The organism is Streptomyces sp. 3-6, from assembly GCF_056323165.1.
This window is the reverse complement of record NZ_JBWHZP010000002.1, coordinates 91,492-117,034: the sequence shown is the minus strand read 5'-3', so window position 1 is coordinate 117,034 and position 25,543 is coordinate 91,492. Positions and strand designations below refer to the sequence as shown.

Below are 25,543 nucleotides of genomic sequence, written 5' to 3'. Positions count from 1 at the left end.
CCCACCCTCCGTGCCCCGCACAGGACAGCCGCAGGACACCCGCAGGACACCCGCAGTGCACCCGCAGTGCATCCACAGGAAAGGCCGACTCCGTTGAACGTACTGGTCACCGGCGGGAGCGGCTTCCTCGGTCTGGAGATCTGCCGGCAGCTGAGCGCGCGCGGCCACGTCGTCTCCTCCCTGGGCCGCCGCCCCAGCACCGCGCTGGCGGCGCTGGGCGTCCGCCAGCACCTGGGCGACCTCGCCGACCCCGCCGCGGTCTCCCGCGCCGTGGCCGGGTGCGACGCGGTGGTGCACAACGCCGCCCTGGCCGGGGTCAGCGGCCCGCCGCGGCCCTACTGGGCCACCAACGTCGTCGGCACCCGCCACGTGATCGAGCAGTGCCGGGCGCACGCCGTCCGCACGCTCGTGTACACCTCGACCGCCAGTGTCGTCTTCCGGCCCGGCGGCCTGGAGGGTGTCGACGAGAGCCTGCCCCCCGCCCCCTGCCACCTGGCCGCCTACCCCGCCACGAAGGCCCGCGCCGAGGCCCTGGTGCTGGCCGCCCACGGTCCGGAGCTGGCCACCGTCTCGCTGCGCCCGCACATCATCTGGGGGCCGGGCGACCCGCACTTCGCCCCCGCCCTCGCGCGCACCGTGCGGGCGGGCCTGCTGCCGATGCCCGGCGACGGCGGCAACCTCGTCGACACCACCCACGTCCGCACCGCCGCCCACGCCCACCTGCTGGCCCTGGACCGGCTGCGGTGCTCACCCCGGACCGTCGGCGGCCGCGCCTACTTCATCGCCCAGGGCGACCCCCGCCCGCTGCGCGAGGTCACCCGCCACTTCCTGCGGGCCGCCGGCATCGACGCCCGCTGGTGCGCGGTACCGGCCCGGCCGGCCGCCGCCGGAGCCGCGGTCGCCGAGACCCTGCTGCGCGCGGCCCGCAGTACCCGCACCCAGGCCCTGAGCCGCTTCCTGGTCGCGGACCTGCTGCACCCGCACCACTTCGACCTCACCGCGGCCCGCCGCGACCTGGGCTTCGCACCACCGGTCGGGTTCGACGCCGGGATCGCGGAGCTCGCCCGCCTCGCCGCGTCCGCCCCGAACGGCCCGAACGACCCGAACGGCCTGAACGACCCCGACGACCCGCACGACCCGAACGACCGCAAGGAGAAGCCGTGCCCGACACCTACGCCACCCTCCGTTCCGTCCTGACCAGCGCGTTCCGCGTCCCGGAGGAGGAGATCCGGCCCGAGCTCACCCTGGCCCAGCTGGACCTGGACTCCCTGGCCCTGACGGAGCTGGTGCTCATCCTCCACGAACGCCTCGGAGTGAAGATCGACGCCGAGCACGCCTCCCGCGGGACGACCCTCGCGCGGATCGTCGAGCACCTCGACGCCCTGCGCGCGGGCACCACGGTCGGCACCGGCGACGCGGGCGCCGCGGTCGGCCCGCACGGCACCGGCGGCGCGGGCCCGGCGGACCGGGCGAGCGCCACCGGCGGCGCGGTGACGGCGGCGCACTCGTGACCGCACCGGTCGCCGTCACCGGCCTCGGCCTGGTCACCCCCGCCGGGGTGGACGCCGCCACCACCTGGGACACCGTCTGCCGCGGCACGGGCACCGCGACCCGCGATCCGGCACTGGCCGGGCTGCCGGTGGACTTCTCCTGCCGGGTCCCGCTGTCCCCCGACGCCCTCGCCCGGCGCGTGGGACGCGCCGCCTGGCGGATGCCGCGCAACGCCGCGCTGGCGGTGCTCGCCGCCCGGGAGGCGGTGCGCGACGCCGGCCTCGATCCGCGCGCGTGGGACGGCGACCGGGTCGCGGTCGTCGTCGGCTGCGGGCTCGGCGCGGACGCCGTGCGCGAGGAGCAGGCCGGACGGCTGGCGGAACGGGGCGCCGACCTGGTCTCGGCGCTCACCATCCCCCAGATCATCCCGAACATGGCGGCCGGTGAGGTGTCCATCGACCTCGGGGCCCGTGGGCCCGGCCTCGCCCCGGCCACCGCCTGCGCCTCCGGTGCCACCGCCGTCGCCGTGGCCCGCGACCTCCTCGCCTCCGGCCAGTGCGACATCGCGGTGGCGGGGGCCACCGAAGCCGCCGTCACCCCGCTGGCGACCACCGGCTTCTGGCGCGCGGGCGCCCTCTCCCGGCGGGCCGGCGCGCCCGCCGAGGCGTCCCGGCCGTTCGCCGTCGACCGGGACGGCTTCGTCATGGCGGAGGGTGCGGGCGTCCTGGTGCTGGAACGCACCGAGGACGCGGCGGCCCGAGGGGCGCGGGTACGGGCCCGTCTGGTGGGCTGCGGCAGCACCTCCGACGCCCACCACCCCACCGCGCCCGCCCCGGACGGCCGGGGCGCGGAGGCCGCCCTGCGCACCGCCCTGGCGGACGCGGGCCTGGCTCCGGGCGACGTCGACCACGTCGACGCGCACGGCACCTCCACCCCGCTGGGCGACGCGGGCGAGGCGGCGCTGATCGCCCGGGTGCTGCCGCACCGGCCCAGCGTCACCGCGCCCAAGGGCGTGCTCGGCCACAGTCTCGGCGCGACAGGCGCCGTGGAGGCGGCGCTGACCGTGCTCACCCTTCAGCACGGCACGGTGCCGCCGGTGGCGAACCTGGACGCGCCGGCGCCCGGTCTCGACATCGACTGCGTCACCAAGAGCCCCCGGCGGCAGGATGTGCGGGTCGCCGTCAGCCACTCCTTCGGCTTCGGCGGGCACAACGTCGTCCTCGCCCTGACCCGGGCGGGCTGACGGCTCACCGGGCCACGCGACGGGCCCCTGCGGACAGCCGGGGCTGTCCGCAGGGGCCCGTGAGGGAGCGGGCGGCACCCGCCGGGAGAACGGCCCCCGGGCGGCCCGCTGCGGGCCGCAGGGACCGGCCTCCGCCGGGAGGGCGGGCCCGGCCCCGGTTGTCAGCCGGTGCCCGTGCCGCCGGACCGTCCGAGGGGCGCCCCGGGCTCCGATCCGCCCTCCTGCGCCAGCCGGCTGTTCCGGCGGCTGTAGAGGAAGTAGACGGCGATGCCGGCCACCATCCAGATGCCGAAGCGGATCCAGGTCTCGGCGGGCAGGTTGAGCATGAGCCACAGGGACGCGGCGACCGACACGATCGGCAGGAACGGCACCCAGGGGGTGCGGAACGCCCGGGGCAGGTCGGGCCGGGTCCGGCGCAGGATGAGGACGCTGATCGCGACGACGACGAAGGCGAACAGGGTGCCGATGTTCACCAGCGCCGCGAGTTCGTTCAGCGGGGTGAAGCCCGCGAGGACCGCGATGACGACACCGAGCAGGATCGTCGGCCGGTGCGGGGTCCGGAACCGGGGGTGGACCTGGGAGAAGAACCGCGGCAGCAGTCCGTCGCGGCTCATCGCGAAGAAGACGCGGGTCTGGCCGAGCAGCAGGATCATGCACACGGTCGTCAGGCCGACGGCGGCCCCGAAGCTGATGAAGCCCGCGAACCACGGGTGTCCGGTGGCCTTGAAGGCGTCGGCCAGCGGGGCGTCCACGGAGAGTTCGCTGTAGTGCTGCATTCCGGTGACGACGATGGAGACGCCGACGTACAGCACGGTGCAGATGAACAGCGAGCCGAGGATGCCGCGCGGCATGTCCCGCTGGGGGTTGCGGGTCTCCTCGGCGGCGGTGGCGACGATGTCGAAGCCGATGAAGGCGAAGAACACCACCGAGGCGGCCGTGAAGATGCCCATCACGCCGAAGTTGGCCGGGGCCCAGCCGAACATCAGCTGGATGAGCGGGGAATCGAGGCTGTCACCCGCCGGTACGGGCTGGGACTCGGGGATGAACGGGTCGTAGTTGTCGGCCGTGATGAAGAAGGCCCCCGCGATGATCACGACGAGGACCACGGTCACCTTGATGGCCACGACGACCGAGGTGACGCGGGCGGACAGCTTCATGCCGAGGACCAGGATGCCGGTGAGCACCAGCACCAGGACGGCGGCGAGGATGTCGAACCCGAAGACGTCGGAGCCCTCGCGGCTGCCCAGGGCCGCGGGCAGCTGCCAGCCCGCGTTGTCCATGAGCGACTGGATGTAGCCCGACCAGCCGACGGCCACCACCGCCGTGCCGAGCGCGAACTCCAGGACCAGGTCCCAGCCGATGATCCAGGCCGGCAGCTCGCCCAGGGAGGCGTAGGAGAAGGTGTAGGCGGAGCCCGCCACCGGCACGGTGGAGGCGAACTCGGCGTAACAGAGCGCGGCGAGCGCGCAGACCACACCGGCCACCACGAACGCCAGGGCCGTGGCCGGTCCGGCGTTGTCCTTGGCGACCGTACCGGTGAGGACGAAGATGCCGGTACCGATGATGACGCCGACACCGAAGACGGTGAGGTCCAGCGCGGAGAGGGACTTCTTGAGCGAGTGCTCGGGTTCCTCGGTGTCGCGGATGGACTGCTCCACGTTCTTCGTCCGGAAGAGAGAGCTGCTCACGGGTACCTCCCACGCGTGGCGTCCTCGACGTGATCGAGAGGGGGCGTAGGTCGTATGCCCCGGCGTGGGCATCTTCACGCGGACGGGCCGCCCCCGCCACTCGTCGCGGTGGCGGGGGCGGCCCGTGCCCGGTACCCGGACCGGTCAGTCGCGTGCCGCCTCGACGGGGCCGACGGCGGAGCGCTCGTACCGGCCGTCCAGCCGGGCGACCAGACCGGTCACCTGGCGGGCGATGTCGGGGGCGGTCAGCCCGATCTCGGTCAGCACCTCGGCGCGGGAGGCGTGGTCCAGGAAGCGGGGCGGGATGCCGAAGTCGCGCAGCGGCACGTCGACCCCGGCGTCGCGCAGGGCCTGGGCGATCGTGGAGCCGACACCGCCGACGCGCGAGTTGTCCTCGACGGTGACGACCACCCGGTGCTTGTCGGCCAGCGGCGCCATCGCCTCGTCCACCGGCTTGACCCAGCGCGGGTCGACGACGGTGGTGGAGATGCCCTGCCGGTCGAGGAGCGAGGCGATCTCCAGGCACATGGGGGCCAGCGCGCCGACGGAGACCAGGAGCACGTCCGGGGTGTCGGTGCCGGGCTCGCGCAGCACGTCCATGCCGCCGACCCGGCCGACGGCGGGCACGGCCGGTCCGACGGCGCCCTTGGAGAAGCGGACCACGGTCGGCGCGTCGTCGACGGCGACGGCCTCCCGCAGCTGGGCGCGGACCTGGTCGGCGTCGCGCGGCGCGGCCAGTCGCAGGCCGGGGACGACCTGGAGGATCGACATGTCCCACATGCCGTTGTGGGAGGCGCCGTCGGTGCCGGTCACCCCGGCCCGGTCCAGGACGAAGGTGACGCCGCACCTGTGCAGGGCCACGTCCATCAGGACCTGGTCGAAGGCGCGGTTGAGGAAGGTGGCGTACACCGCGAACACGGGGTGCACGCCGGCGTGCGCGAGGCCGGCCGCGGAGACGGCGCCGTGCTGCTCGGCGATGCCGACGTCGTAGACCCGGTCGGGGAAGCGCTTGGCGAACTTGTCGAGGCCGACCGGCTGGAGCATGGCGGCGGTGATGGCGACGAGGTCCTCGCGCTCCTCGCCGAGCTTGACCATCTCCTCGCCGAAGACGCTGGTCCAGTCGGCGCCCGAGGACGCGATGGGCAGGCCGGTGTCGGGGTGGATCTTGCCGACGGCGTGGAAGCGGTCGGCCTCGTCGGCGAGGGCGGGCTGGTAGCCGCGGCCCTTCTCGGTGAGGCAGTGCACGATCACCGGGCCGCCGAACCGCTTGGCGCGGGCCAGGGCCGACTCCAGGGCCTCGATGTCGTGGCCGTCGATGGGGCCGACGTACTTCAGCCCGAGGTCCTCGAACATGCCCTGCGGGGCGATGAAGTCCTTCAGGCCCTTCTTGGCGCCGTGCAGGGTGTCGTAGAGGGCCTGGCCGACGACCGGGGTGCGCTCCAGGACCTCCTTGGTGCGGGCCAGGAAGCGCTCGTAGCCGTCGGTGGTGCGCAGGGTCGCCAGGTGGTCGGCGAGGCCGCCGATGGTGGGCGCGTAGGAGCGCTCGTTGTCGTTGACGACGATGACCAGCGGGCGGTCCTTGGCGGCGGCGATGTTGTTCAGCGCCTCCCAGGCCATGCCGCCGGTGAGCGCGCCGTCCCCGATCACGGCGACGACGTGGCTGTCGTCCCGCTTCATGATCTGGTTGGCCTTGGCGATGCCGTCGGCCCAGCCGAGCACCGTGGAGGCGTGGCTGTTCTCGATGACGTCGTGCTCGGACTCGGCCTGCGAGGGGTAGCCGGACAGGCCGCCCTTCATCTTGAGCTTGGAGAAGTCCTGCCGGCCGGTCAGCAGCTTGTGCACGTACGACTGGTGTCCGGTGTCCCACAGGACCTTGTCCCGGGGTGATTCGAACACGCGGTGGAGGGCGATGGTGAGTTCCACGACGCCCAGGTTGGGGCCGAGGTGGCCGCCGGTCTTGGAGACCGCGTCGACCAGGAAGGTCCGGATCTCCTCGGCCAGCTGGTTCAGCTCCTCCAGGGTGAGCCGGTCCAGATCGCGCGGTCCCCCGATACGGGTCAGCAGCGGCACCCGTGCCTCCTTGCAGTAGAGCTGATCGAGCTGTTGCCGGGCTCGTCGAGTCTAATGTTCCGTTCGGGCCCGCGGACTCCGGGCGGTGCGTGATGGGTCACGCGAACGGCTGTACCCAGGATCGGGGGGTCCTACGACACCCCGGCCGCACGACCGTTGCCCGGCACCGCCGAGCGGTACCGGGCAACGGGTGGGGACGGAGGCGGGGTGCTAGGCGCGCCCTGCCGTCTTCTGTGTCTTGCGGGTGACGGCGTCGATGACGACGGTCGCCAGCAGCACGCCACCGGTGATCATGTACTGCACCGGGGAGGCGATGCCCTCCAGCGCGAGGCCGTACTGGATCGACACGATGACCATGACACCGAGCAGGGCGTCCCAGGTGCGGCCTCGGCCACCGAAGAGGGACGTGCCACCGATGACGGCGGCGGCGATGACGTTCATCAGGAACTCACCGGTGCCCGCGCCCTGGTTGGCGGAGGCGATCTTCGAGGCGACGAACAGGCCGCCGATCGCGGCGAAGGTGCCGGCGATCGCGAAGACCGAGATCCGGACCAGTTCGACGTTGATGCCGGCGCGCCGGGAGGCCTCGACGCTGCCGCCGAGCGCGAAGACCTTGCGGCCGTACGCGGTGCGGCGCAGGACGAAGTCCGTGAGCACCAGGAACGCCAGGAAGATCACCACGGCCAGCGGGAGGCCCTTGTACTGGTTGAACACGATCGCGACGGCGAACGACAGGATCGCGAGCAGTACGGTCCGCACGATGATCTCGTTCAGCGGCCGGGAGGGGACCCCGGCGGCCTCGCGGCGGCGGTTGTCGAAGAACGCCGTGAGGAAGTACACGGCGGTCACCACGACGGCCAGGCCGTAGGCGGCGGCCACGTCGGTGAAGTAGTGGCTGGTCAGCTTGACGACCAGGCCGTCGGAGTCGAGGTTGATGGTGCCGTTGCTGCCGAGGATCTGCAGCATGAAGCCCTGCCAGAACAGCAGTCCGGCGAGGGTCACGGCGAAGGCCGGGACGCCGATGCGGGCGAAGAAGAAGCCGTGGATGGCGCCGGCCGCGGTGCCGGTGAGGATCGCCAGCACCAGGGCCAGGATCTCGTTCATGCCGTGGGTGACGCTGAGCACCGCGAAGGTGGCGCCGGCGACACCGCTGACCGAGCCGACCGACAGGTCGATCTCGCCGAGCAGCAGGACGAACACGATGCCGACGGCGATCATGCCGGTGCCGACCATGGCGACGGACATGTCGGAGAAGTTGCCGGCGGTCAGGAAGTTGGAGTTCAGGCCGGTGAAGATGGCCCAGATGACCAGCAGGCCGACGACGACCGGGATGGAGCCGAGGTCACCGGCCTTCATCTTCCGCTTGAACTCGCCGACGTAGCCGGCCAGGCCCTGCTCGCGCACCAGCAGCCGCGGGTCGACCACGGTCACCGAGGCGGCGGCCGCCTCGGTGTTGTCGACGGCGTCGGTCTTGGTGGTGGAGGTCTTTTCGGTGCTCACTTGTTGATCTCCCCATTGGTGCGCGCCGCACGACGGGTCACGGCGTTGTCGGTGGCGCCCGTGATCGCGGAGATGATCTCTTCCTGGGAGGTCGACTTGACCTCGAAGACGCCGTTGTTGCGTCCCAGGCGCAGGACGGCCACCTTGTCCGCCACGGCCTTGACGTCGGCCATGTTGTGGCTGATGAGGATGACCGCGTGGCCGCGCTCGCGCAGCCGCTCGACCAGGTCGAGGACCTGGGCGGTCTGCTCGACGCCGAGGGCGGCGGTCGGCTCGTCCAGGATGACCAGCTTGGGCTCGCCGAGCATGGAACGGGCGATCGCCACGACCTGGCGCTGACCGCCGGAGAGCGAGGCGATCGGGATGCGGACGCTGGGGATGCGGATCGACAGGGTGTCGAGGAGCTCGCGGGAGCGGCGCTCCATCTCCACCTCGTCCAGGACGCCGCGCTTGCGCAGTTCCCGTCCCAGGTAGAGGTTGCCGACGACGTCGATGTTGTCGCACAGCGCGAGGTCCTGGTAGACCGTCGCGATGCCCAGGCTCTGGGCGTCGTGGGGGCGGCCGATCGTCACGCGACGGCCTTCCCACTCGATGGCGCCTTCATCGATGGGGTGCACGCCGGCGATCGTCTTGACCAGCGTGGACTTTCCGGCACCGTTGTCGCCGACCAGGGCGACCACCTCACCGGCGTGGACCTCAAGCTCTACGTCGGTGAGCGCCTGGACGGCACCGAACCGCTTGGAGACCCCGCGCAACGCCAGCACGGGCGTAGCGGACACAAGAACCATCTCCTTCGCCGCCTGACCCGGCGGGAGGTTGTGCAGCAGATTGGGGGGTGTTCCGCCGGCGCCCCGCGTAGCTTGCGGGGCTGTCGGTGTGCGGGGCGCCGGCGGAGCTCATGGCAGCCGGTCCGGTACGGGGGCCCGGTGGGGGCTCCCGTACCTCAGGACCTGGGGGCTGCTTACTTCAGACCGATCTTGTCGCAGGCGGCCTTGTACTTGCCGGCGCAGATCTCCTGGACGGTGTAGACGCCGTCCTTGACGACGGTGTCCGCGATGTTGTCCTGGGTCAGCGACACGACCGGCACGAGCACGGCGGGAACACCCTTGGTGGTCGGGCTGTCGACCTTGTCCTTGGCGATGGAGTCGAGCGACTTGCCCTGGGCGAGCGCGACGGCCATCTCCGCGGCGGCGTCGGCCTCCGGGGCGTACGGCTTGTAGACGCTCATGTACTGCTCACCGGTGACGATGCGCTGCACACCCGCGAGCTCGGCGTCCTGGCCGGTGACCGGGATGTCGTCGATGCCGGCGGACTTCAGGGCGGTGATGATGCCGCCCGCCATGCCGTCGTTGGCGGAGTAGACGCCGACGATCTTGTCCTTGCCGAGGGCGGAGATGGCGCCCTCCATGTTGGCGTTGGCGTTCTCCGGCTTCCACTCCTTGGTGTCGTACTCGCGGCCGATCTTGACCTTGCCGTCGAGGACGGAGTGGGCGCCTTCCTTGAACTGGGCGGCGTTCGGGTCCGTGGAGGAACCGTTCATCATGACGATCTGGCCGTCCTTGGCCTTGTCGCCCAGCGCCTTCAGCAGGGCCTCGCCCTGCGTCTTGCCGACGGTCACGTTGTCGAACGAGGTGTAGGCGTCGATCGGGCCCTCGGCGAGGCGGTCGTAGGCGACGACGGGGATGTCGGCGTCCTTGGCCTTCTTGACCGAGCCGGCGATCGCCTTGGCGTCCACCGCGTCGACGATCAGGACGTCCACCTTGTTGGTGATCATCGTGTCGACCTGCTGGTTCTGCAGGCTGGCGTCCTGCTTGGCGTTGGCGTAGACGACCTCGGCCTTGTTGTTCGTCAGCTCCTTGATCTTCTTCTCGATCAGCGGCTTGTCGAACTTCTCGTAGCGCGCGGTCTGGTTCTCCGGCAGGAGCAGACCGACCTTGATGTCGTCACCCTTGGCGGCGGCCGAACCGCCGTCGTCCTTCTTGTCGCCCGACTCCGCGGCGCTGCCGCAGGCGGCCAGCGAGACGGCCATCGCACCGGCGGCGATGGCAACAGCGGCTCGACGCATACGCGTGTTCACTTTCAGAAACCTCCCTGACGAGGCCGCGTCGCTGCGGCCGAGGTGGCTGGAAGTCAACTCGGCCACGCGTGCGACGTCAAGGAGTAAATCCTTAACGAGATGGCAACGGTGTCATCCGTTCTCTAAGTGAAGGCAGGGCCGGCCACTGCCGGACGGCGCGCTACGGCACCGTCAAGCAGGGTCGAATCGCCCATTTCACTCAGCGCGAGGGCGAGCGCCCCCAGCACCTCCGCACGGCTGCCAAGGGCCCCTGGAAGCACGGAGAGTTGGCGGGCGGCACTGGGGATCGCATAGCGCCCCACGGACTCCCTGATGGGCCCCAGGACCAGCTCACCGGCCTCCGCCAGATCCCCGCCGAGGACCACCCGGCTGGGGTTCAGGAGGTTGCAGAGGTTGGCGACACCGCTGCCGATGTGGCGGCCCACGTCGGCGATCACCCGGCGGCAGCCCGGATCGCCCTCCCGGGCCAGCCGCACCACGCCCTCCATGGTCAGATCGGTGCCGTGACTGGACTGCAGCAGCGGCAGCACGTAGCGGGCCGCCGTGAACGTCTCCAGGCAGCCGCGGTTGCCGCAGCGGCAGACGGGGCCCGACTCGTCCAGCGTGATGTGCCCGATCTCCCCGGCGGTGCCGCCGGGGCCGCGGTAGATGTTCCCGCTGATCACCAGCCCGGCGCCGACACCGCTGGCGACCTTGATGTAGGCCAGGTCGCGCACGCCCCGGCCGCTGCCCCAGACCATCTCGCCCAGGGCGCCCAGGTTGGCGTCGTTGTCCACCTGCACCGGCACGCCGAGCCGCCCCCGCAGCTCCTCGGCGGGCTTGGTGCCCGTCCAGCCCGGCAGGATCGAGGTCGACCCCAGGCTGCCCGACTCCACGTCGATCGGCCCGGGCACGCCGAGCCCGATGCCGGTGATCTTGGAGCGGTCCACGCCGGTCTCCTCGATGAGCCGGTTGACCAGGTGTTCCGCCCGATCGAAGCCCTGGGTCGCGGAGGCGTCCACGTCCAGCGGTTCGGATTCCTCGGCCAGCACCTGGTGGGCCAGGTTGCCGACGGCGACGCGCAGGTGCGTGTGCCCGAAGTCCACCCCTATGACGATGCCGGCGTCCTCGCTGAGCGAGACGCTGCGGGCCCGGCGTCCGCCCGCCGAGGTGGGGGTGACCTCGACCGTGCCGGCGTCCTTCAGTTCCCGGACGATGTTGGAGACCGTCGCCGCGGACAGGCCCGTCGTCCTGGCGATCTCCGCCTGCGTGAGGGAACCCGCAAGACGTACTGCCCGGACGACCCGCTCCAGGTTGGCTCGGTGCAGCGACGACTGCGACCCCGGAGTCTCCACGACGACCTCCTGCGCGCGGGGCCGCTTCGACGAGACCCCGTCCATCCAACTAGTGAACTCTAAGCTGAGCCGTTCGGGTCCGCTCCCGTCAAGAGGTTGAACGGTTTCCGGGGACAGGAACACACCCGCGCACGCCGCAGGGGTCCGGCCCCGGAGAGCTGTCCCTCCGGGGCCGGACCCCTGCGTACGACGGGTGAGACGGCGGTCGGCGTCAGCGGAAGGTGCCCTGCGACACCGAACCGGCGATCCGCCGCTGGAAGACGCAGTACACGATCAGTACGGGCACCACCGTGATCACGATCGCCCCGAACAGCGCGCCGTAGTCGATGTCGTATACCTGCGAGGACGCGTAGGCGGCCATGCCCTGGGTGAGGACCCACATGTCCTGGTCGGTGTTGAGCGCCACCGGCAGCAGGAACTGGTTCCACAGGCCCAGGAAGTTGAAGATCGCCACGGCCGCCATGCCCGGACTGGCCATCGGCAGCATCACCTGGAAGAACGCCCGCCAGTCCCCCGCACCGTCGATCAGCGCGGCCTCGTACACGTCGTGCGGCAGTGACCGGAAGAACGAATAGAGGAAGAACATCGTGAACGGCAGCGCGAACGCGACATAGGTGAGGATCAGCCCGGGTCGCGTGTTCAGCAGCCCGAAGTTCTGCAACTGGAAGAAGAGCGGAACGATCGCCAGGAAGACCGGGAACGTCAGCCCGGCGAGCATGACGTAGTAGATCAGCCGGCGGCCGGGGAATTCGAACCGGGCGAGAATGTAGGCGCACATCGCGCCGAGCAGCATCACCAGGACCAGTGCCGAGACCACGACGATCACGGAATTCAGGAAATACCTTCCGATGTTCGCGTCGGTCCACGCGTTCGCGTAGTTCTCGAACCGCCACTCGTCCGGCAGCGAGAACGGCGACGAGAGGATCTCGCCGGTCGACTTGAACGACGACATCAGCACCCACAGCATGGGCACGATCACGATCACGGACCACAGGATCAGCAGGGCGTGCGAGATCACCGCGAATCTGCGGTCGCTGCTCACGGCGACGCGTGTCAGCTTCCGGTCTCGCGCCGGTTCCCGGTCACTGGCCGGCTTCCGTTCGGCGGCGATGACGCTCACCCGGCACCTCCCTCGGCTGCGGCACGCCGAGCTCTGGACCCAGGTGCTTTCCTCTTGCTCTCGCCCTCGCCGCCGCCCGTGAGGCGGTTGACGAGGAACACCAGCGCCGCGAACACCAGGGTGACGACGGCGAGGACGACGCCCATCGCGGTGGCGTAGCCGAACTGCTGCTTGGCGAACGCGACGTTGAACAGACGCTGGCTGATCGTCAGGGTCGAGTTGTCCGGACCGCCGTTCGGCACCATCGCCTGGACGTAGACGAACGCGTCGAGGGCGGCGATGCCCAGGTAGATGTAGGCCGTCTGCACGCTGTCCCGGATCGCCGGCAGGGTGATCGAGACGGTGGTGCGCAGCCGGCCGGCTCCGTCGATCCTCGCCGCTTCGTACAGCTCGGCCGGGACACCCTTGATCGCGGCGATGAAGAGCACCGCGTAGAATCCGACGAGCCCCCAGACGATGACGAACATCAGGGCCGGCATCGCCGTCGCCTTCTCGCCCAGCCACGCGAACGTCTCGAACCGGTCGAGGCCGAGGCCCGTGAGGACGCCGTTGAGCAGCCCGGCGTTCGGGTCGTACATCTGCGCCCAGATCAGGCCGACGATGATCGCCGGCACGACGTAGGGGAAGAACGAGATGATCCGGTAGAACGACGCTCCCCGGATCCCCCGGACGGGGCCCTTGCCGGGCCCGCCCAGGGTGATGGCCACGGCGACCCCGAGGGCGAGCGTCAGCGTCACCAGCGGCACGCAGAGCGCGAGGAGCGCGACGTTGCGCAACGCCTTCAGGAAGATGTCGTCCTGGAACATCTTCGTGAAGTTGTCGAAGCCGACGAAGTTGTAGTCCGGGCTGAAGCCGCGCCAGTCGGTCATCGCCCAGAAGATCGCCTGGCCGAACGGGATCAGGACGAAGATCACGAAGATGGCCAGCGGGACACCGAGGAACGCGAGGAAGAACGTCGCCCGGTCGAACGTGAGCTTGCGGCGCCGTGGCCGCCCGCCGCGAGCGGCCGGCTCGGGCCGGCGGCTCGCGGTCTCGGCAGTGGGGATCGTGTCCTTCATCGCGGCTCTAGCTGACCTTGACCTTGTCGACGGAGTCGTCCTCGCGGACCTTGTCGGAGATCTTCTGCAGGGCCGAGGTCAGCCCCTTGCCGTCGAGGTCACCGGCGAGGAACGAGTTGAACGGCACCAGCTGGTCGGTGTTCATCCCGTAGGTCTCGACGAACATGTAGTTGAAGATGTTGGTGCCCGCGGCCTCCAGCATCGTCGTCTGCGAGACGAGGGCCGTCGATCCGTAACCGTCGGCGGGCACGGTGCCCTTGACGATCGTCGGGGCCAGCTTCGTCTTCGAGAAGTTGGCGGCCGCCTTCTCCGACAGCATGGCCCGCAGCACTTCCTTGCCGCCGGCCGGGTTCTTGCCCTGCTTGGGCACGATGAACGGCTCGCCGGCGGCGGCGCGGAGCGACTCCCAGGGCAGCGCCGGCTTGTCGGTGAGCGTCATCGACGGGAAGCCGGTCATCTGGAAGTCGGCCTTCGTGGCCTTCTTCATCTCGTTCTCGATCCAGCCGCCGGACGGGTAGAGCAGCGCCTTCTGGTCGTTGCTCCAGATCGCCTGCGCCTTCTGGAACTGGGTGCCGGAGCCGCCGGGGACGAACATCTTCTGCCTGACCATGGTCTCCATGACCTTGATGACGCCCTGGATGGCCGGGTGCGACCAGCAGCCCTTCTCCAGGTTCTCCAGGCCGAGCCGGACCTCGTCGCCGCCCTCCTTGATCGCCGAGTCGATCAGCAGCGTGCGGTAGTAGGTCGCCGCCTCCTTGCCGTGGACGAAGAGGTACTTGCCCTTCTTCTTCGCCTCCTGGCCGAGGTCGAGCGCCTCGTCCCAGGTCTTCGGCGGGGTCCAGCCGTTCTCCTCGAAGAGCGTCTTCGAGTACCAGACGCCGTACACGGTCATCACGTAGTTGAGCGCGACGAACTTGTCCCTGAACGTGCCGGGGGCCTTGACGCCGGGGTAGACGATGTCGGCGATCTTCTTGCCCTCGTAGGTGTTGGCCTCGAAGAGGTCGTCGAGCTCCTCCAGCTGGTCGAGGATGCCCAGGAAGCCGATCTGGTCCTCACCGGAGTTGTCGATGAGGTCCGGCGGGTTGCCGCCGACGAAGCGGGGCTGGAGCTGGGGGGCGATGTCGACGACCGGGTCGACCTTGACCTTGAGGCCCTTGACCTGGCTGCCGAGCACCTGGTTGGTGTAGTCGACGTAGTCGGTGCCGTAGCCGCCGTCGAAGATGGCCGCCTCGACCGTGGAGTTCGGGGCGACGCCGAACGGGTTGGTGGCGCTCTTCTCGCCCTTCGGGCCGCTGTCACCGCCGCTGTCCTTGCTGGAGGGAGAGCTGCACGCTACCGCGAACGAGCCCACCGCCGCGGTGGCGATGGCCCCGCGCAGGAGCGTCCGCCTGTCAAGAGATCCGGCACGAATGGTCATCTCTGCATCCTCACTGATCGATGTGCTCTGTACGGGTGTGCTGCGTGCGCGCCCGCCGCGGCCGGACCGGTCCTGCGCCGGCCGCGCGGGGGCGTTGTCTTCGTCGTCTCGGAGCCGCGGTGCGGCGCCGATGATCAGCTGAGCGATGCCGGCACGACAGTCGCCGGGGACGGAACGGCGGACGCACTCCGCCTGAACAGATCGCGATGGCCTACGCCGGTGGTGGATCCCATGCTCAAGTCCTCGCTTTCTCCAGGACTCAGGCGGTGAACCGGAATCTCCCCGGCACCGCGTTCGGGTCAAGCTGGGTCGTGCAGGAAGTGCGGCCGATGCGGGTGCACCGGGGTGTGCGGGACGTACTCGATGGCGCTTCGGTCATGGTCGGGAGCGGTGAAGATGCCCCGGAGTGCCGACAGGTATAGTCCACTTCCCGCCGACGGAGCAAGATCGAATGCAAGGTTCCCCTCCGGTCTTTTCCATGTTGAGACCTCGCGGGAATGCATGCCCCCACCACGTTGCCGGATGGAGGAAATTCGCTCCGGTGAACTCGAATGCCGCATTCAACACCCTTGACATCGCAGGCCACTTGACCCACTACTGGTCCTTGCGCCACGCAATTGACAACGTTGTCCAAGCGCAGGAGGGTGCTCGCGCATGCAGCACGGAGTTCGGCACAGATGGGGAAGGGCGGTCGTCACGGCGACCGCCCTCGCCCTGGCAGCGGGCTCGCCGGGTGTCGCGGTGGCCCTGCCGGGGGCGCCGGCCGAGGCGGACCGGGAGTTCGCCTCGTCGTTCGAGTCCGGGGAGCCCGCCCCGGACTGGATCAGCACCGTCGACACCGCACCGGGCGGCGGCAAGCGCGCCGAGGGCGTCGACGGCGGGTACAGCGACGGCATACCCGGCAACGTCACCCACCGGGTCACCGACGTCCGCGCCAGCGCGGAGAACACCGCCGGCGGGGAGGTGAAGGAGAACCTCGTCGACGTCGAACCGACCACCAAGTGGCTGGCCTTCGCGCCCACCGGCTGGGCCGAGTTCGACCTGGACGAGCCGGTGAAGGCGGTGCGCTACGCCCTCACCTCGGCCAACGACCACGCCGAACGCGACCCGCGGGACTGGACCCTGAAGGGCTCCGCCGACGGCGAGGAGTGGACCACCCTCGACACCCGTTCGGGCGAGTCGTTCACCGAACGCTTCCAGACGAAGACCTACGACCTCGACGCGTCCGCCGTCGCCGAGTACCGGCACTTCCGCATCGAGTTCACCAGGAACGGCAGCGGCACCATCCTCCAGCTCGCCGACGTCCAGTTCTCCACCGGGCACACCGAGACGCCCGTGCCCGAGGACATGCTCTCCCTGGTCGACCGCGGCCCCAGCGGCTCGCCCACGGCGAAGGCGGGCGCCGGGTTCACCGGAAAGCGCGCCCTGCGCTACGCCGGACGCCACACCGCCGACGGGCGGGCCTACTCGTACAACAAGGTCTTCGACGTCGACGTGGCCGTCGGCCGCGACACCCAGCTGTCGTACCGCGTCTTCCCCTCCATGGCCAACGACGACCTCGACTACGACGCCACCCACGTCTCCGTCGACCTGGCCTTCACCGACGGCACCTACCTGAGCGACCTCCACGCCACCGACCAGCACGGCTTCCCGCTCACCCCGCGCGGGCAGGGCGACTCCAAGGTCCTCTACGTCAACCAGTGGAACAACGTCGTCTCCCGGATCGGCTCGGTGGCCCGCGGCAAGACCGTCGACCGCATCCTGGTGGCCTACGACTCCCCCAAGGGCCCGGCGAAGTTCCGGGGCTGGCTGGACGACGTCGCCCTGAAGCGGGTCGCACCCGAGCGGCCCAAGGCGCACCTGTCCGACTACGCGGTGACCACCCGGGGCACGAACTCCAGCGGCGGCTTCTCGCGCGGCAACAACTTCCCGGCGACCGCCGTGCCGCACGGCTTCAACTTCTGGACCCCGGTGACCGACGCGGGCTCGCTGAGCTGGCTCTACGACTACGCGCGCGGCAACAACGCGGACAACCTGCCGACGATCCAGGCGTTCAGCGCCAGTCACGAGCCGAGCCCCTGGATGGGCGACCGGCAGACCTTCCAGGTGATGCCGTCCGCCGCCTCCGGGGACCCGGACCCGGGCCGTGAGGCACGGGAACTCGCCTTCCGCCACGAGAACGAGACCGCGCGACCGTACTACTACGGGGTGCGCTTCGAGAACGGCCTGAAGGCCGAGATGGCGCCGACGGACCACGCGGCGGCGATGCGCTTCACCTTCCCCGGCGACGACGCGAGCGTGCTGTTCGACAACGTCACCGACCAGGCCGGGCTGACCCTCGACCGGGAGAACGGCACCTTCACCGGCTACTCCGACGTCAAGTCGGGCCTGTCCACCGGCGCCACCCGGCTCTTCGTGTACGGCGAGTTCGACAAGCCGGTGACGGACGGCGGCGCCGAGGGCGTCCGGGGCCACCTGCGCTTCGACGCGGGCAAGGACCGGACCGTCACCCTGCGCCTGGCCACCTCGCTGATCAGCGTCGACCAGGCGAAGGACAACCTGCGCCAGGAGATCCCCGCCGGCCGCTCCTTCGACGCCGTGAAGAGGAGCGCGCAGCGCCAGTGGGACCGCATCCTCGGCAAGGTGCGGGTCGAGGGCGCCACTCCCGACCAGCTGACCACCCTCTACTCCAACCTGTACCGCCTCTACCTGTACCCCAACTCGGGCTTCGAGAAGGTCGACGGGACGTACAAGTACGCCTCCCCCTTCTCGAAGATGCCGAAGCCGGACACGCCGACCCACACGGGCGCGAAGATCGTCGACGGCAAGGTGTACGTCAACAACGGCTTCTGGGACACCTACCGCACCACCTGGCCCGCCTACTCCTTCCTGACCCCGTCCAAGGCCGCTGAGCTGGTCGACGGGTTCGTGCAGCACTACAAGGACGGCGGCTGGACCTCCCGCTGGTCCTCCCCCGGCTACGCCGACCTGATGACCGGCACCTCCTCGGACGTCGCCTTCGCGGACGCCTACGTCAAGGGCGTCGACGGCTTCGACGCGAAGGCCGCGTACGACGCCGCCGTGAAGAACGCCACCGTGGTGCCCCCGTCCTCCGGCGTCGGCCGCAAGGGCATGGCCACCTCCCCGTTCCTCGGCTACACCAGCACCGAGACCCACGAGGGCCTGTCCTGGGCGCTGGAGGGCTACCTCAACGACTACGGCATCGCGAGGATGGGCGAGGCCCTGTACGAGAAGACCGGCGAGAAGCGCTACCGGGAGGAGTCCGCCTACTTCCTGAACCGCGCCCGGGACTACGTCAACCTCTTCGACGCCGAGGCCGGCTTCTTCCAGGGCCGCAATCTGAAGGGCGACTGGCGCGTCGAGTCCTCCACGTACGACCCGCGGGTCTGGGGCCACGACTACACCGAGACCAACGGCTGGGGCTACGCCTTCACCGCCCCGCAGGACAGCCGCGGCCTGGCCAACCTCTACGGCGGGCGGAAGGGCCTCGCGGACAAGCTCGACGAGTACCTCGCCACCCCGGAGACCGCCTCCCCCGAGTTCAAGGGCTCCTACGGCGGCGTGATCCACGAGATGACCGAGGCCCGGGACGTCCGGATGGGCATGTACGGCCACTCCAACCAGGTCGCCCACCACGCCCTGTACATGTACGACGCGGCCGGACAGCCCTGGAAGACGCAAGCGAACGTCCGCGAGGTCCTCTCCCGCCTCTACACCGGCAGCGAGATCGGGCAGGGCTACCACGGCGACGAGGACAACGGCGAGCAGTCGGCCTGGTACCTCTTCTCCGCGCTCGGCTTCTACCCGCTGGTGATGGGCAGCGGCGAGTACGCCATCGGCTCCCCGCTGTTCACCAAGGCGACCGTGGAGCTGGAGAACGGCCGCAAGCTGGTCGTCAGGGCGCCGAAGAACAGCGCGAAGAACGTCTACGTCCAGGGGCTGAAGGTGAACGGCCGGAAGTGGACCTCCACGGCACTGCCCCACTCGGCGATCGCCCGGGGCGGGACCCTGGAGTTCGACATGGGCCCGCGGCCCTCGACGTGGGGCACCGGGAAGAACGCCGCCCCGGTGTCGATCACCCAGGACGACAAGGTGCCCTCGCCGCGCAAGGACGTGCTGACGGGCGACGGCGCCCTCTTCGACGACACGTCGGCGACAGGGGCCACGGTCACCGAGGTCGACCTGCCGGTCGACGGCAGGACCAGGGCGGTCCAGTACACGCTCACCTCGGGCGAGCACACCGCCGCGCCCACCGGCTGGGTGCTCCAGGGGTCGAGGGACGGCACCCGGTGGACCGACCTGGACCGGCGTACCGGCGAGTCCTTCCGCTGGGACCGCCAGACCCGGGCCTTCACGGTGGCCGAGCCGGGCGCGTACGAGCGGTACCGGCTGGTCCTGACGAGCGAGGCGGCACTGACGGAGGTGGAGCTGCTCGGCTGAACGCCACGGCGCCGGTGACAGGCGCGCGGGGCACGTTCGGGGGCGGGTTCGGGCCTGGGGGCCGGGCCCGCCCTCTTGGTTGCTCTCGGGTTGGTTGTTCTCGGGTTGGTTGTTCTCGGGTTGGTTGCTCTCGGGTTGGTTGCTCTCGGTGGGGGTGAGGGCGGGTTCGGCCGGTGCGGGTTCGGCCGGCGTTGGTGCGGCCGGGGGGCGGGTTCGGGCGGGGCGGTTCGGCCGGTGGGTGGTGGGCGTCGGATCGCCGTGCGGACGCCGGTGAGCGGTGAGCGGGAAGCCGCTGTGCGGCGGCCGGTGAGCGGGAGCGCCCCCGCGGCGGGTTCCGGTCCGCCGTGCCGCGGGGCTGCGAGACACCGCGAGCACTGGGAGCGCTCCCACACCCCGTGGGGCGACGATAGCGCCGGGCGGCCGGGTTGTACATCGGTGGGACGAGGCACCCCCGCCGCAGGGCACCGCACCACCCGCGTCCGCCCACGCGGCCGCCCGCCCGCCGGAACGGCGAGGGCCGCATCCCCGGTGCGGGGATGCGGCCCTCGGTCGGTCCGCCGTGCGCCGGCCCTCGCGGGCCGGGTGCCGACTGCTGCCGCACGTCTGCCGGACGTCTGCCGGACGACCGCGGCACTCCTGCCGGCTACCGCCGGACCACCGCCCGGCTACCGCCCGACTACTTGCGGATCAGGCCGCGCAGCACGTACTGCAGGATGCCGCCGTTGCGGTAGTAGTCGGCCTCGCCCGGGGTGTCGATGCGGACGATGGCGTCGAACTCCACACCGGTGTCGGTGGTGACCTTCACCGTGCGGGGGGTGGTGCCGTCGTTGAGCTCGGTCACGCCGGTCACGGAGAAGGTCTCCTCACCGGTCAGCCCGAGGGAGTCGGCGGTGTGGCCCTCCGGGAACTGCAGCGGCAGGACGCCCATGCCGATCAGGTTCGAGCGGTGGATGCGCTCGTAGGACTCGGCGATGACGGCGCGGACGCCGAGCAGCGCGGTGCCCTTGGCCGCCCAGTCGCGGGACGAGCCGGAACCGTACTCCTTGCCCGCCAGGACGACCAGCGGGATGCCGACGGCCTGGTAGTTCTGCGAGGCGTCGTAGATGAAGGAGACCGGGCCGCCGTCCTGCGTGAAGTCGCGGGTGTAGCCGCCCTCGGTGCCCGGCGCGATCTGGTTGCGCAGGCGGATGTTGGCGAACGTGCCGCGGATCATGACCTCGTGGTTGCCGCGGCGCGAGCCGTAGCTGTTGAAGTCGCGGCGCTCGATGCCGTGCTCCGTGAGGTACTTGCCGGCCGGGGTGTCGGCCTTGATGGCACCGGCCGGGGAGATGTGGTCGGTGGTGACCGAGTCGCCCAGCTTGGCCAGCACGCGGGCGCCGGAGATGTCCTCGACCGGGGCCGGCTCCATCTGCATGCCCTCGAAGTACGGGGGCTTGCGGACGTAGGTGGACTCGGCGTCCCACTCGAAGGTGTCGCCCGTCGGGATGGGCAGCGCCTGCCACTGGGCGTCACCGGCGAAGACGTCGGAGTAGGACTTGGAGAACATGTCCTCGCCGATGGCGTTCGCCACGACGTCGTTGACCTCGGCCTCGGAGGGCCAGATGTCCTTCAGGAAGACCGGGTTGTTGTCCTGGTCGTAGCCGAGGGCGTCGCGGGTGATGTCCACCTTCATGGAACCGGCGATCGCGTAGGCGACGACCAGCGGCGGGGACGCCAGGTAGTTCATCTTGACGTCGGGGTTGATCCGGCCCTCGAAGTTGCGGTTGCCGGAGAGGACCGAGGTGACCGCGAGGTCGTGCTCGTTGACCGCCTGGGAGACCTCCTCCGGCAGCGGGCCGGAGTTGCCGATGCAGGTGGTGCAGCCGTAGCCGACCAGGTTGAAGCCGACCTTGTCGAGGTAGGGGGTCAAGCCCGCCTTCTCGAAGTAGTCGGTGACGACCTTGGAGCCCGGGGCGAGGGTGGTCTTGACCCACGGCTTGCGGGTCAGGCCCTTCTCCACCGCCTTCTTGGCCACCAGCGCGGCGGCGACCATGACGTACGGGTTGGAGGTGTTGGTGCAGGAGGTGATCGCGGCGACGGTGACGTGGCCGTGGTCGAGCTCGTACTCGGTGCCGTCGGCGGCGGTGACCTTCACCTTGTGGGACGGGGCGCCGTTGGAGATGGCCGGGGCGTCGGAGGCCGGGAAGGACTCCTTGCTGGCCTCGTCGACGTCACCGCCGTCCTTGACGTAGTTGCGCACGTCCTGGCCGAACTGCTGCTTGGCCTCGGCGAGGACGATGCGGTCCTGCGGACGCTTCGGGCCGGCGATGGACGGCACGACCGTGGAGAGGTCGAGCTCCAGCTTCTCGGAGAAGTCCGGCTCGGCCTTCGGGTCCAGCCAGAGGCCCTGCTCCTTGGCGTAGGCCTCGACCAGCGCGACCTGCTCGGCGGAACGGCCGGTCAGACGCATGTAGTTGAGCGTCTCGCCGTCGATCGGGAAGATGGCCGCGGTGGAGCCGAACTCCGGCGACATGTTGCCGATGGTGGCGCGGTTGGCGAGGCTCGTGGCGGCGACGCCCTCGCCGTAGAACTCGACGAACTTGCCGACGACGCCGTGCTTGCGCAGCATCTCGGTGATGGTGAGCACCAGGTCGGTGGCGGTGGTGCCGGGGTTCAGCTCGCCGGTCAGCTTGAAGCCGACCACGCGCGGGATCAGCATGGAGACCGGCTGGCCGAGCATCGCGGCCTCGGCCTCGATGCCGCCGACGCCCCAGCCGAGGACGCCGAGGCCGTTGACCATGGTGGTGTGCGAGTCGGTGCCGACCAGGGTGTCGGGGTACGCCTTGCCGTCGCGGGTCATGACGACGCGGGCCAGGTGCTCGATGTTCACCTGGTGGACGATGCCGGTGCCGGGCGGGACGACCTTGAACTCGTCGAACGCGGTCTGGCCCCAGCGCAGGAACTGGTAGCGCTCGCGGTTGCGGCCGTACTCCAGGTCGACGTTCTGCTTGAAGGCGTCGGGGGTGCCGAACTTGTCGGCGATCACGGAGTGGTCGATGACCAGCTCGGCCGGGGCCAGCGGGTTGATCTTCGCCGGGTCGCCGCCCAGCTCCTTGACGGCCTCACGCATGGTGGCGAGGTCGACCACGCAGGGCACGCCGGTGAAGTCCTGCATGATCACGCGAGCCGGGGTGAACTGGATCTCCTGCGACGGCTGCGCCTGGGAGTCCCAGGAGCCGAGCGCGCGGATGTGGTCGGCGGTGATGTTCGCGCCGTCCTCGGTACGGAGCAGGTTCTCCAGCAGGACCTTCAGGCTGTAGGGAAGGCGCGCGGAGCCCTCGACCTTGTCCAGCCGGAAGATCTCGTACGACTCGTCGCCCACCTGCAGCGTGCTGCGGGCGTCGAAGCTGTTCGCCGACACGACAGTCTCCTTCATTGATGTGCGCGTACCACCACACCGCGACTCCCCGCGGCTGCCGCCGCGTGGCGCCGCCACGACGTCTCGACCGATCCGCTAAGGTAAGGCTAAGTTAGGTACGCCTTACCGCCGCGGCGGGTGCAGTGCTCCTCGGTAGATATCTCGATGTCGAGATAACTCTAGTACACCGGGGCCGAATGGTCATGCGCGGGCCCCGGTGCGCCTTGTAACACGTCCCGATCCGAGTGCCCCCATCGGGCAGCCCCCCACCGCACCGCGGGGTCGACATTCGGGCAACGGCCGCGCGGCGCGACCCCGCCCCCTCTCACCGTCGGCAGCTTTCGCACCCCCGGGCGCCGGGGGCGCCGTGGGCACTTCCGGCCGCCGTCCGGGCCCGACCCAGCCGGCCAGCCAGCGGCCGGACACCGCCGGCTCTCGCCGACCGGCCTCCCACCGACCGGCCAGGCGGGCGACCGGGCGACCGGCTGACCCATCGAGCGAAGCCCGGCCGGGGGCCGCCGGGTCGCGCCGACGGCCGCCGCTGGCTGCGCCAGCCCCGCAGGAGAGCCGCCGAGGCGCCGGAGGCCGCGACAGCGCACGGCCCGGCGACAGCGGCGCCGGCGGTGACGCCGACCACGCCGACCGACCGAACGAAGGCGGGAAGGAAGCGGGACGAAGGGGCAAAGGGGAAGACGAACGAACCAATGAGAGGTAACGGGCGTAACAGACTGAACCGCCCACTGGATCCCGACGAAAGCCATCAGCCCGCCTCCTCGGGGTATCCGAGCCGGGAAGGCACTCAACTCCCCCGACTTGAACGGAGGCAGGCATGCCGCTTACCTTTCGCAAGAGTTTCCGGATCCTCCCGGGAGTGCGGCTGAACATCAACAAGAAGTCCTGGTCCATCACCACGGGCAGCTCGAAGGGCCCCCGGTACACGCGGAGCAGCACCGGACGTCGTACGACATCGATGGATCTGCCCGGTCCTTTCGGGTGGCGTCGCACCAGCCGGACCAGGCGACACTGACGCCGCATCACCCGGATGGACCCCCCAGGAGGCGCCATCTCATATCTGAGATAGCCTCAACCTCATGGCAGACGACTACCTCGTACGCATCGGCAAGCTCATCCGCGACGCACGGCAACACCGTGGCTGGACGCAGGCGCAGCTGGCCGAGGCACTCGGCACCAGCCAGAGCGCCGTCAACCGCATCGAGCGCGGCAACCAGAACATCAGCCTTGAGATGATCGCCCGGATCGGCGAAGCCCTCGACAGCGAGATCGTCTCCCTGGGCTACGCCGGTCCGATGCATCTGCGCGTGGTGGGCGGGCGGCGCCTGTCGGGCGCCATCGACGTGAAGACGAGCAAGAACGCGTGCGTGGCCCTGCTGTGCGCCTCACTGCTCAACAAGGGGCGCACGGTGCTCCGTCGCGTCGCCCGCATCGAGGAGGTCTACCGCCTGCTGGAGGTGCTCAACTCCATCGGGGTGCGCACCCGTTGGATCAACGACGGCGTCGACCTGGAGATCGTGCCGCCCGCCACGCTGGACCTGGACGCCATCGACGCGGACGCCGCCCGCCGCACCCGCTCCATCATCATGTTCCTCGGCCCGCTGCTGCACCGCCTGGACCGCTTCAAGCTGCCCTACGCGGGCGGTTGCGACCTCGGGACGCGCACGATCGAGCCGCACATGATCGCGCTGCGCCGCTTCGGCCTGGACGTCGCGGCGACCGAGGGCCAGTACCACGCGGTGGTGGACCGGTCCGTCCGACCCGGCCGCCCGATCGTGCTGACCGAGCGCGGGGACACGGTCACCGAGAACGCGCTGCTCGCCGCGGCCCGCCACGACGGCGTCACCGTCATCCGCAACGCCTCCTCCAACTACATGGTCCAGGACCTGTGCTTCTTCCTGGAGGCCCTGGGCGTGAAGGTCGAGGGCATCGGCACCACCACCCTCACCGTGCACGGCATGCCGACCATCGACGTCGACGTGGACTACTCCCCCTCCGAGGACCCGGTCGAGGCCATGAGCCTGGTCGCCGCCGCCGTGGTGACGGAGTCGGAACTCACCGTCCGCCGCGTCCCCATCGAGTTCCTGGAGATCGAGCTCGCCGTCCTGGAGGAGATGGGCCTCGACCACGACCGCACCCCGGAGTACTTCGCCGACAACGGCCGTACCCGCCTGGTGGACCTGACCGTGCGCCCCTCCAAGCTGGAGGCGCCGATCGACAAGATCCACCCGATGCCGTTCCCCGGTCTGAACATCGACAACGTCCCGTTCTTCGCGGCCATCGCGGCGTCGGCCCAGGGCCAGACCCTCATCCACGACTGGGTCTACGACAACCGCGCCATCTACCTGACCGACCTCAACCGCCTCGGCGGGCGCCTGCAGTTGCTCGACCCGCACCGCGTCCTGGTCGAGGGCCCCACCCGCTGGCGCGCCGCCGAGATGATGTGCCCGCCGGCCCTGCGACCCGCCGTGGTCGTCCTCCTCGCCATGATGGCCGCCGACGGCACGTCCGTCCTGCGCAACGTCTACGTCATCAACCGCGGTTACGAGGACCTGGCGGAGCGCCTGAACTCCATCGGGGCGCAGATCGAGATCTTCCGGGACATCTGAAAGCTCTAAGAAAGGTAAGGCGACACCCCTCCTGGTCGGCACATGCGAGCCAGGAGGGGTTTTGTC

The 25,543-nt window shown here is 70.3% G+C and carries 16 protein-coding genes; 6 read left to right on the top strand and 10 right to left on the bottom strand.

Annotated features, from left to right (window positions below):
• Positions 1-93: 93 nt before the first annotated feature.
• From AC02VZ_RS04725 to AC02VZ_RS04715, 3 genes are read left to right on the top strand one after another with little or no spacing between them, the layout of a single operon-like run.
• Positions 94-1,197: an NAD-dependent epimerase/dehydratase family protein gene (locus tag AC02VZ_RS04725; RefSeq protein WP_476474592.1), complete on the top strand. Its 1,104-nt coding sequence runs from the start codon at positions 94-96 to the stop codon at positions 1,195-1,197.
• Complete coding sequence (locus tag AC02VZ_RS04720) at positions 1,161-1,511, top strand: acyl carrier protein (RefSeq protein ID WP_432058346.1); 351 nt, start codon at positions 1,161-1,163, stop codon at positions 1,509-1,511. The genes AC02VZ_RS04725 and AC02VZ_RS04720 overlap by 37 nt, the downstream gene beginning before the upstream one ends.
• Positions 1,508-2,734, top strand: a complete 1,227-nt coding sequence (locus tag AC02VZ_RS04715) for a beta-ketoacyl-[acyl-carrier-protein] synthase family protein (protein ID WP_476474591.1) — start codon at positions 1,508-1,510, stop codon at positions 2,732-2,734. The genes AC02VZ_RS04720 and AC02VZ_RS04715 overlap by 4 nt, the downstream gene beginning before the upstream one ends.
• A gap of 161 nt (positions 2,735-2,895) precedes the next feature.
• Here AC02VZ_RS04715 and AC02VZ_RS04710 read toward each other — a convergent pair whose 3' ends face one another.
• From AC02VZ_RS04710 to ngcE, 9 genes are all read right to left on the bottom strand, one after another.
• Positions 2,896-4,422: an amino acid permease gene (locus AC02VZ_RS04710; RefSeq protein WP_432058348.1), complete on the bottom strand. Its 1,527-nt coding sequence runs from the start codon at positions 4,420-4,422 to the stop codon at positions 2,896-2,898.
• Positions 4,423-4,566: 144 nt separating this feature from the next.
• The gene (dxs, locus tag AC02VZ_RS04705) at positions 4,567-6,492 is read right to left on the bottom strand and encodes a 1-deoxy-D-xylulose-5-phosphate synthase (protein ID WP_476474590.1); all 1,926 of its coding nucleotides are present in this window, start codon (positions 6,490-6,492) and stop codon (positions 4,567-4,569) included.
• A 210-nt stretch (positions 6,493-6,702) separates the two neighbouring features.
• The gene (locus AC02VZ_RS04700) at positions 6,703-7,992 is read right to left on the bottom strand and encodes a sugar ABC transporter permease (protein WP_432058350.1); all 1,290 of its coding nucleotides are present in this window, start codon (positions 7,990-7,992) and stop codon (positions 6,703-6,705) included.
• On the bottom strand, positions 7,989-8,780 hold the full coding sequence (locus AC02VZ_RS04695) for an ATP-binding cassette domain-containing protein (RefSeq protein ID WP_432058351.1): 792 nt from the start codon (positions 8,778-8,780) through the stop codon (positions 7,989-7,991). The genes AC02VZ_RS04700 and AC02VZ_RS04695 overlap by 4 nt, the downstream gene beginning before the upstream one ends.
• 173 nt (positions 8,781-8,953) lie before the next feature.
• Positions 8,954-10,057: a substrate-binding domain-containing protein gene (locus tag AC02VZ_RS04690; protein ID WP_362097672.1), complete on the bottom strand. Its 1,104-nt coding sequence runs from the start codon at positions 10,055-10,057 to the stop codon at positions 8,954-8,956.
• A gap of 134 nt (positions 10,058-10,191) precedes the next feature.
• The gene (locus tag AC02VZ_RS04685; protein ID WP_432058361.1) at positions 10,192-11,403 is read right to left on the bottom strand and encodes an ROK family transcriptional regulator; all 1,212 of its coding nucleotides are present in this window, start codon (positions 11,401-11,403) and stop codon (positions 10,192-10,194) included.
• A gap of 211 nt (positions 11,404-11,614) precedes the next feature.
• Positions 11,615-12,523 (bottom strand): carbohydrate ABC transporter permease, encoded by a 909-nt coding sequence (locus tag AC02VZ_RS04680; protein ID WP_476474589.1) that lies wholly within the window; start codon positions 12,521-12,523, stop codon positions 11,615-11,617.
• The gene (locus AC02VZ_RS04675; protein WP_476474588.1) at positions 12,520-13,581 is read right to left on the bottom strand and encodes a carbohydrate ABC transporter permease; all 1,062 of its coding nucleotides are present in this window, start codon (positions 13,579-13,581) and stop codon (positions 12,520-12,522) included. Before AC02VZ_RS04675 ends, AC02VZ_RS04680 begins: the two co-directional genes overlap by 4 nt.
• A gap of 7 nt (positions 13,582-13,588) precedes the next feature.
• Positions 13,589-14,932 (bottom strand): N-acetylglucosamine/diacetylchitobiose ABC transporter substrate-binding protein, encoded by a 1,344-nt coding sequence (gene ngcE / locus AC02VZ_RS04670; protein ID WP_432058362.1) that lies wholly within the window; start codon positions 14,930-14,932, stop codon positions 13,589-13,591.
• A gap of 720 nt (positions 14,933-15,652) precedes the next feature.
• Between ngcE and AC02VZ_RS04665 the strand changes: the two genes are divergently transcribed.
• Positions 15,653-19,459, top strand: a complete 3,807-nt coding sequence (locus AC02VZ_RS04665; RefSeq protein ID WP_476474587.1) for a GH92 family glycosyl hydrolase — start codon at positions 15,653-15,655, stop codon at positions 19,457-19,459.
• Positions 19,460-20,135: 676 nt separating this feature from the next.
• Here AC02VZ_RS04665 and acnA read toward each other — a convergent pair.
• The gene (gene acnA, locus AC02VZ_RS04660) at positions 20,136-22,859 is read right to left on the bottom strand and encodes an aconitate hydratase AcnA (protein WP_476474586.1); all 2,724 of its coding nucleotides are present in this window, start codon (positions 22,857-22,859) and stop codon (positions 20,136-20,138) included.
• A gap of 826 nt (positions 22,860-23,685) precedes the next feature.
• Here acnA and AC02VZ_RS04655 point away from each other — a divergent pair.
• Together AC02VZ_RS04655 and AC02VZ_RS04650 are read left to right on the top strand one after the other, a co-directional pair.
• Positions 23,686-23,883: a DUF4236 domain-containing protein gene (locus tag AC02VZ_RS04655; protein ID WP_432058356.1), complete on the top strand. Its 198-nt coding sequence runs from the start codon at positions 23,686-23,688 to the stop codon at positions 23,881-23,883.
• Positions 23,884-23,947: 64 nt separating this feature from the next.
• Positions 23,948-25,477 (top strand): helix-turn-helix domain-containing protein, encoded by a 1,530-nt coding sequence (locus AC02VZ_RS04650; RefSeq protein ID WP_432058357.1) that lies wholly within the window; start codon positions 23,948-23,950, stop codon positions 25,475-25,477.
• Positions 25,478-25,543 lie beyond the last annotated feature (66 nt).

What these genes read in the sequence shown, in the direction of transcription:
- AC02VZ_RS04695 (WP_432058351.1), bottom strand. Translation starts at nt 8,780, where the DNA reads ATGGTTCTTGTGTCCGCTACGCCCGTGCTGGCGTTGCGCGGGGTCTCC.
- AC02VZ_RS04690 (WP_362097672.1), bottom strand. Translation starts at nt 10,057, where the DNA reads ATGCGTCGAGCCGCTGTTGCCATCGCCGCCGGTGCGATGGCCGTCTCG.
- AC02VZ_RS04675 (WP_476474588.1), bottom strand. Translation starts at nt 13,581, where the DNA reads ATGAAGGACACGATCCCCACTGCCGAGACCGCGAGCCGCCGGCCCGAG.
- AC02VZ_RS04665 (WP_476474587.1), top strand. Translation starts at nt 15,653, where the DNA reads ATGCAGCACGGAGTTCGGCACAGATGGGGAAGGGCGGTCGTCACGGCG.
- AC02VZ_RS04655 (WP_432058356.1), top strand. Translation starts at nt 23,686, where the DNA reads ATGCCGCTTACCTTTCGCAAGAGTTTCCGGATCCTCCCGGGAGTGCGG.
- AC02VZ_RS04650 (WP_432058357.1), top strand. Translation starts at nt 23,948, where the DNA reads ATGGCAGACGACTACCTCGTACGCATCGGCAAGCTCATCCGCGACGCA.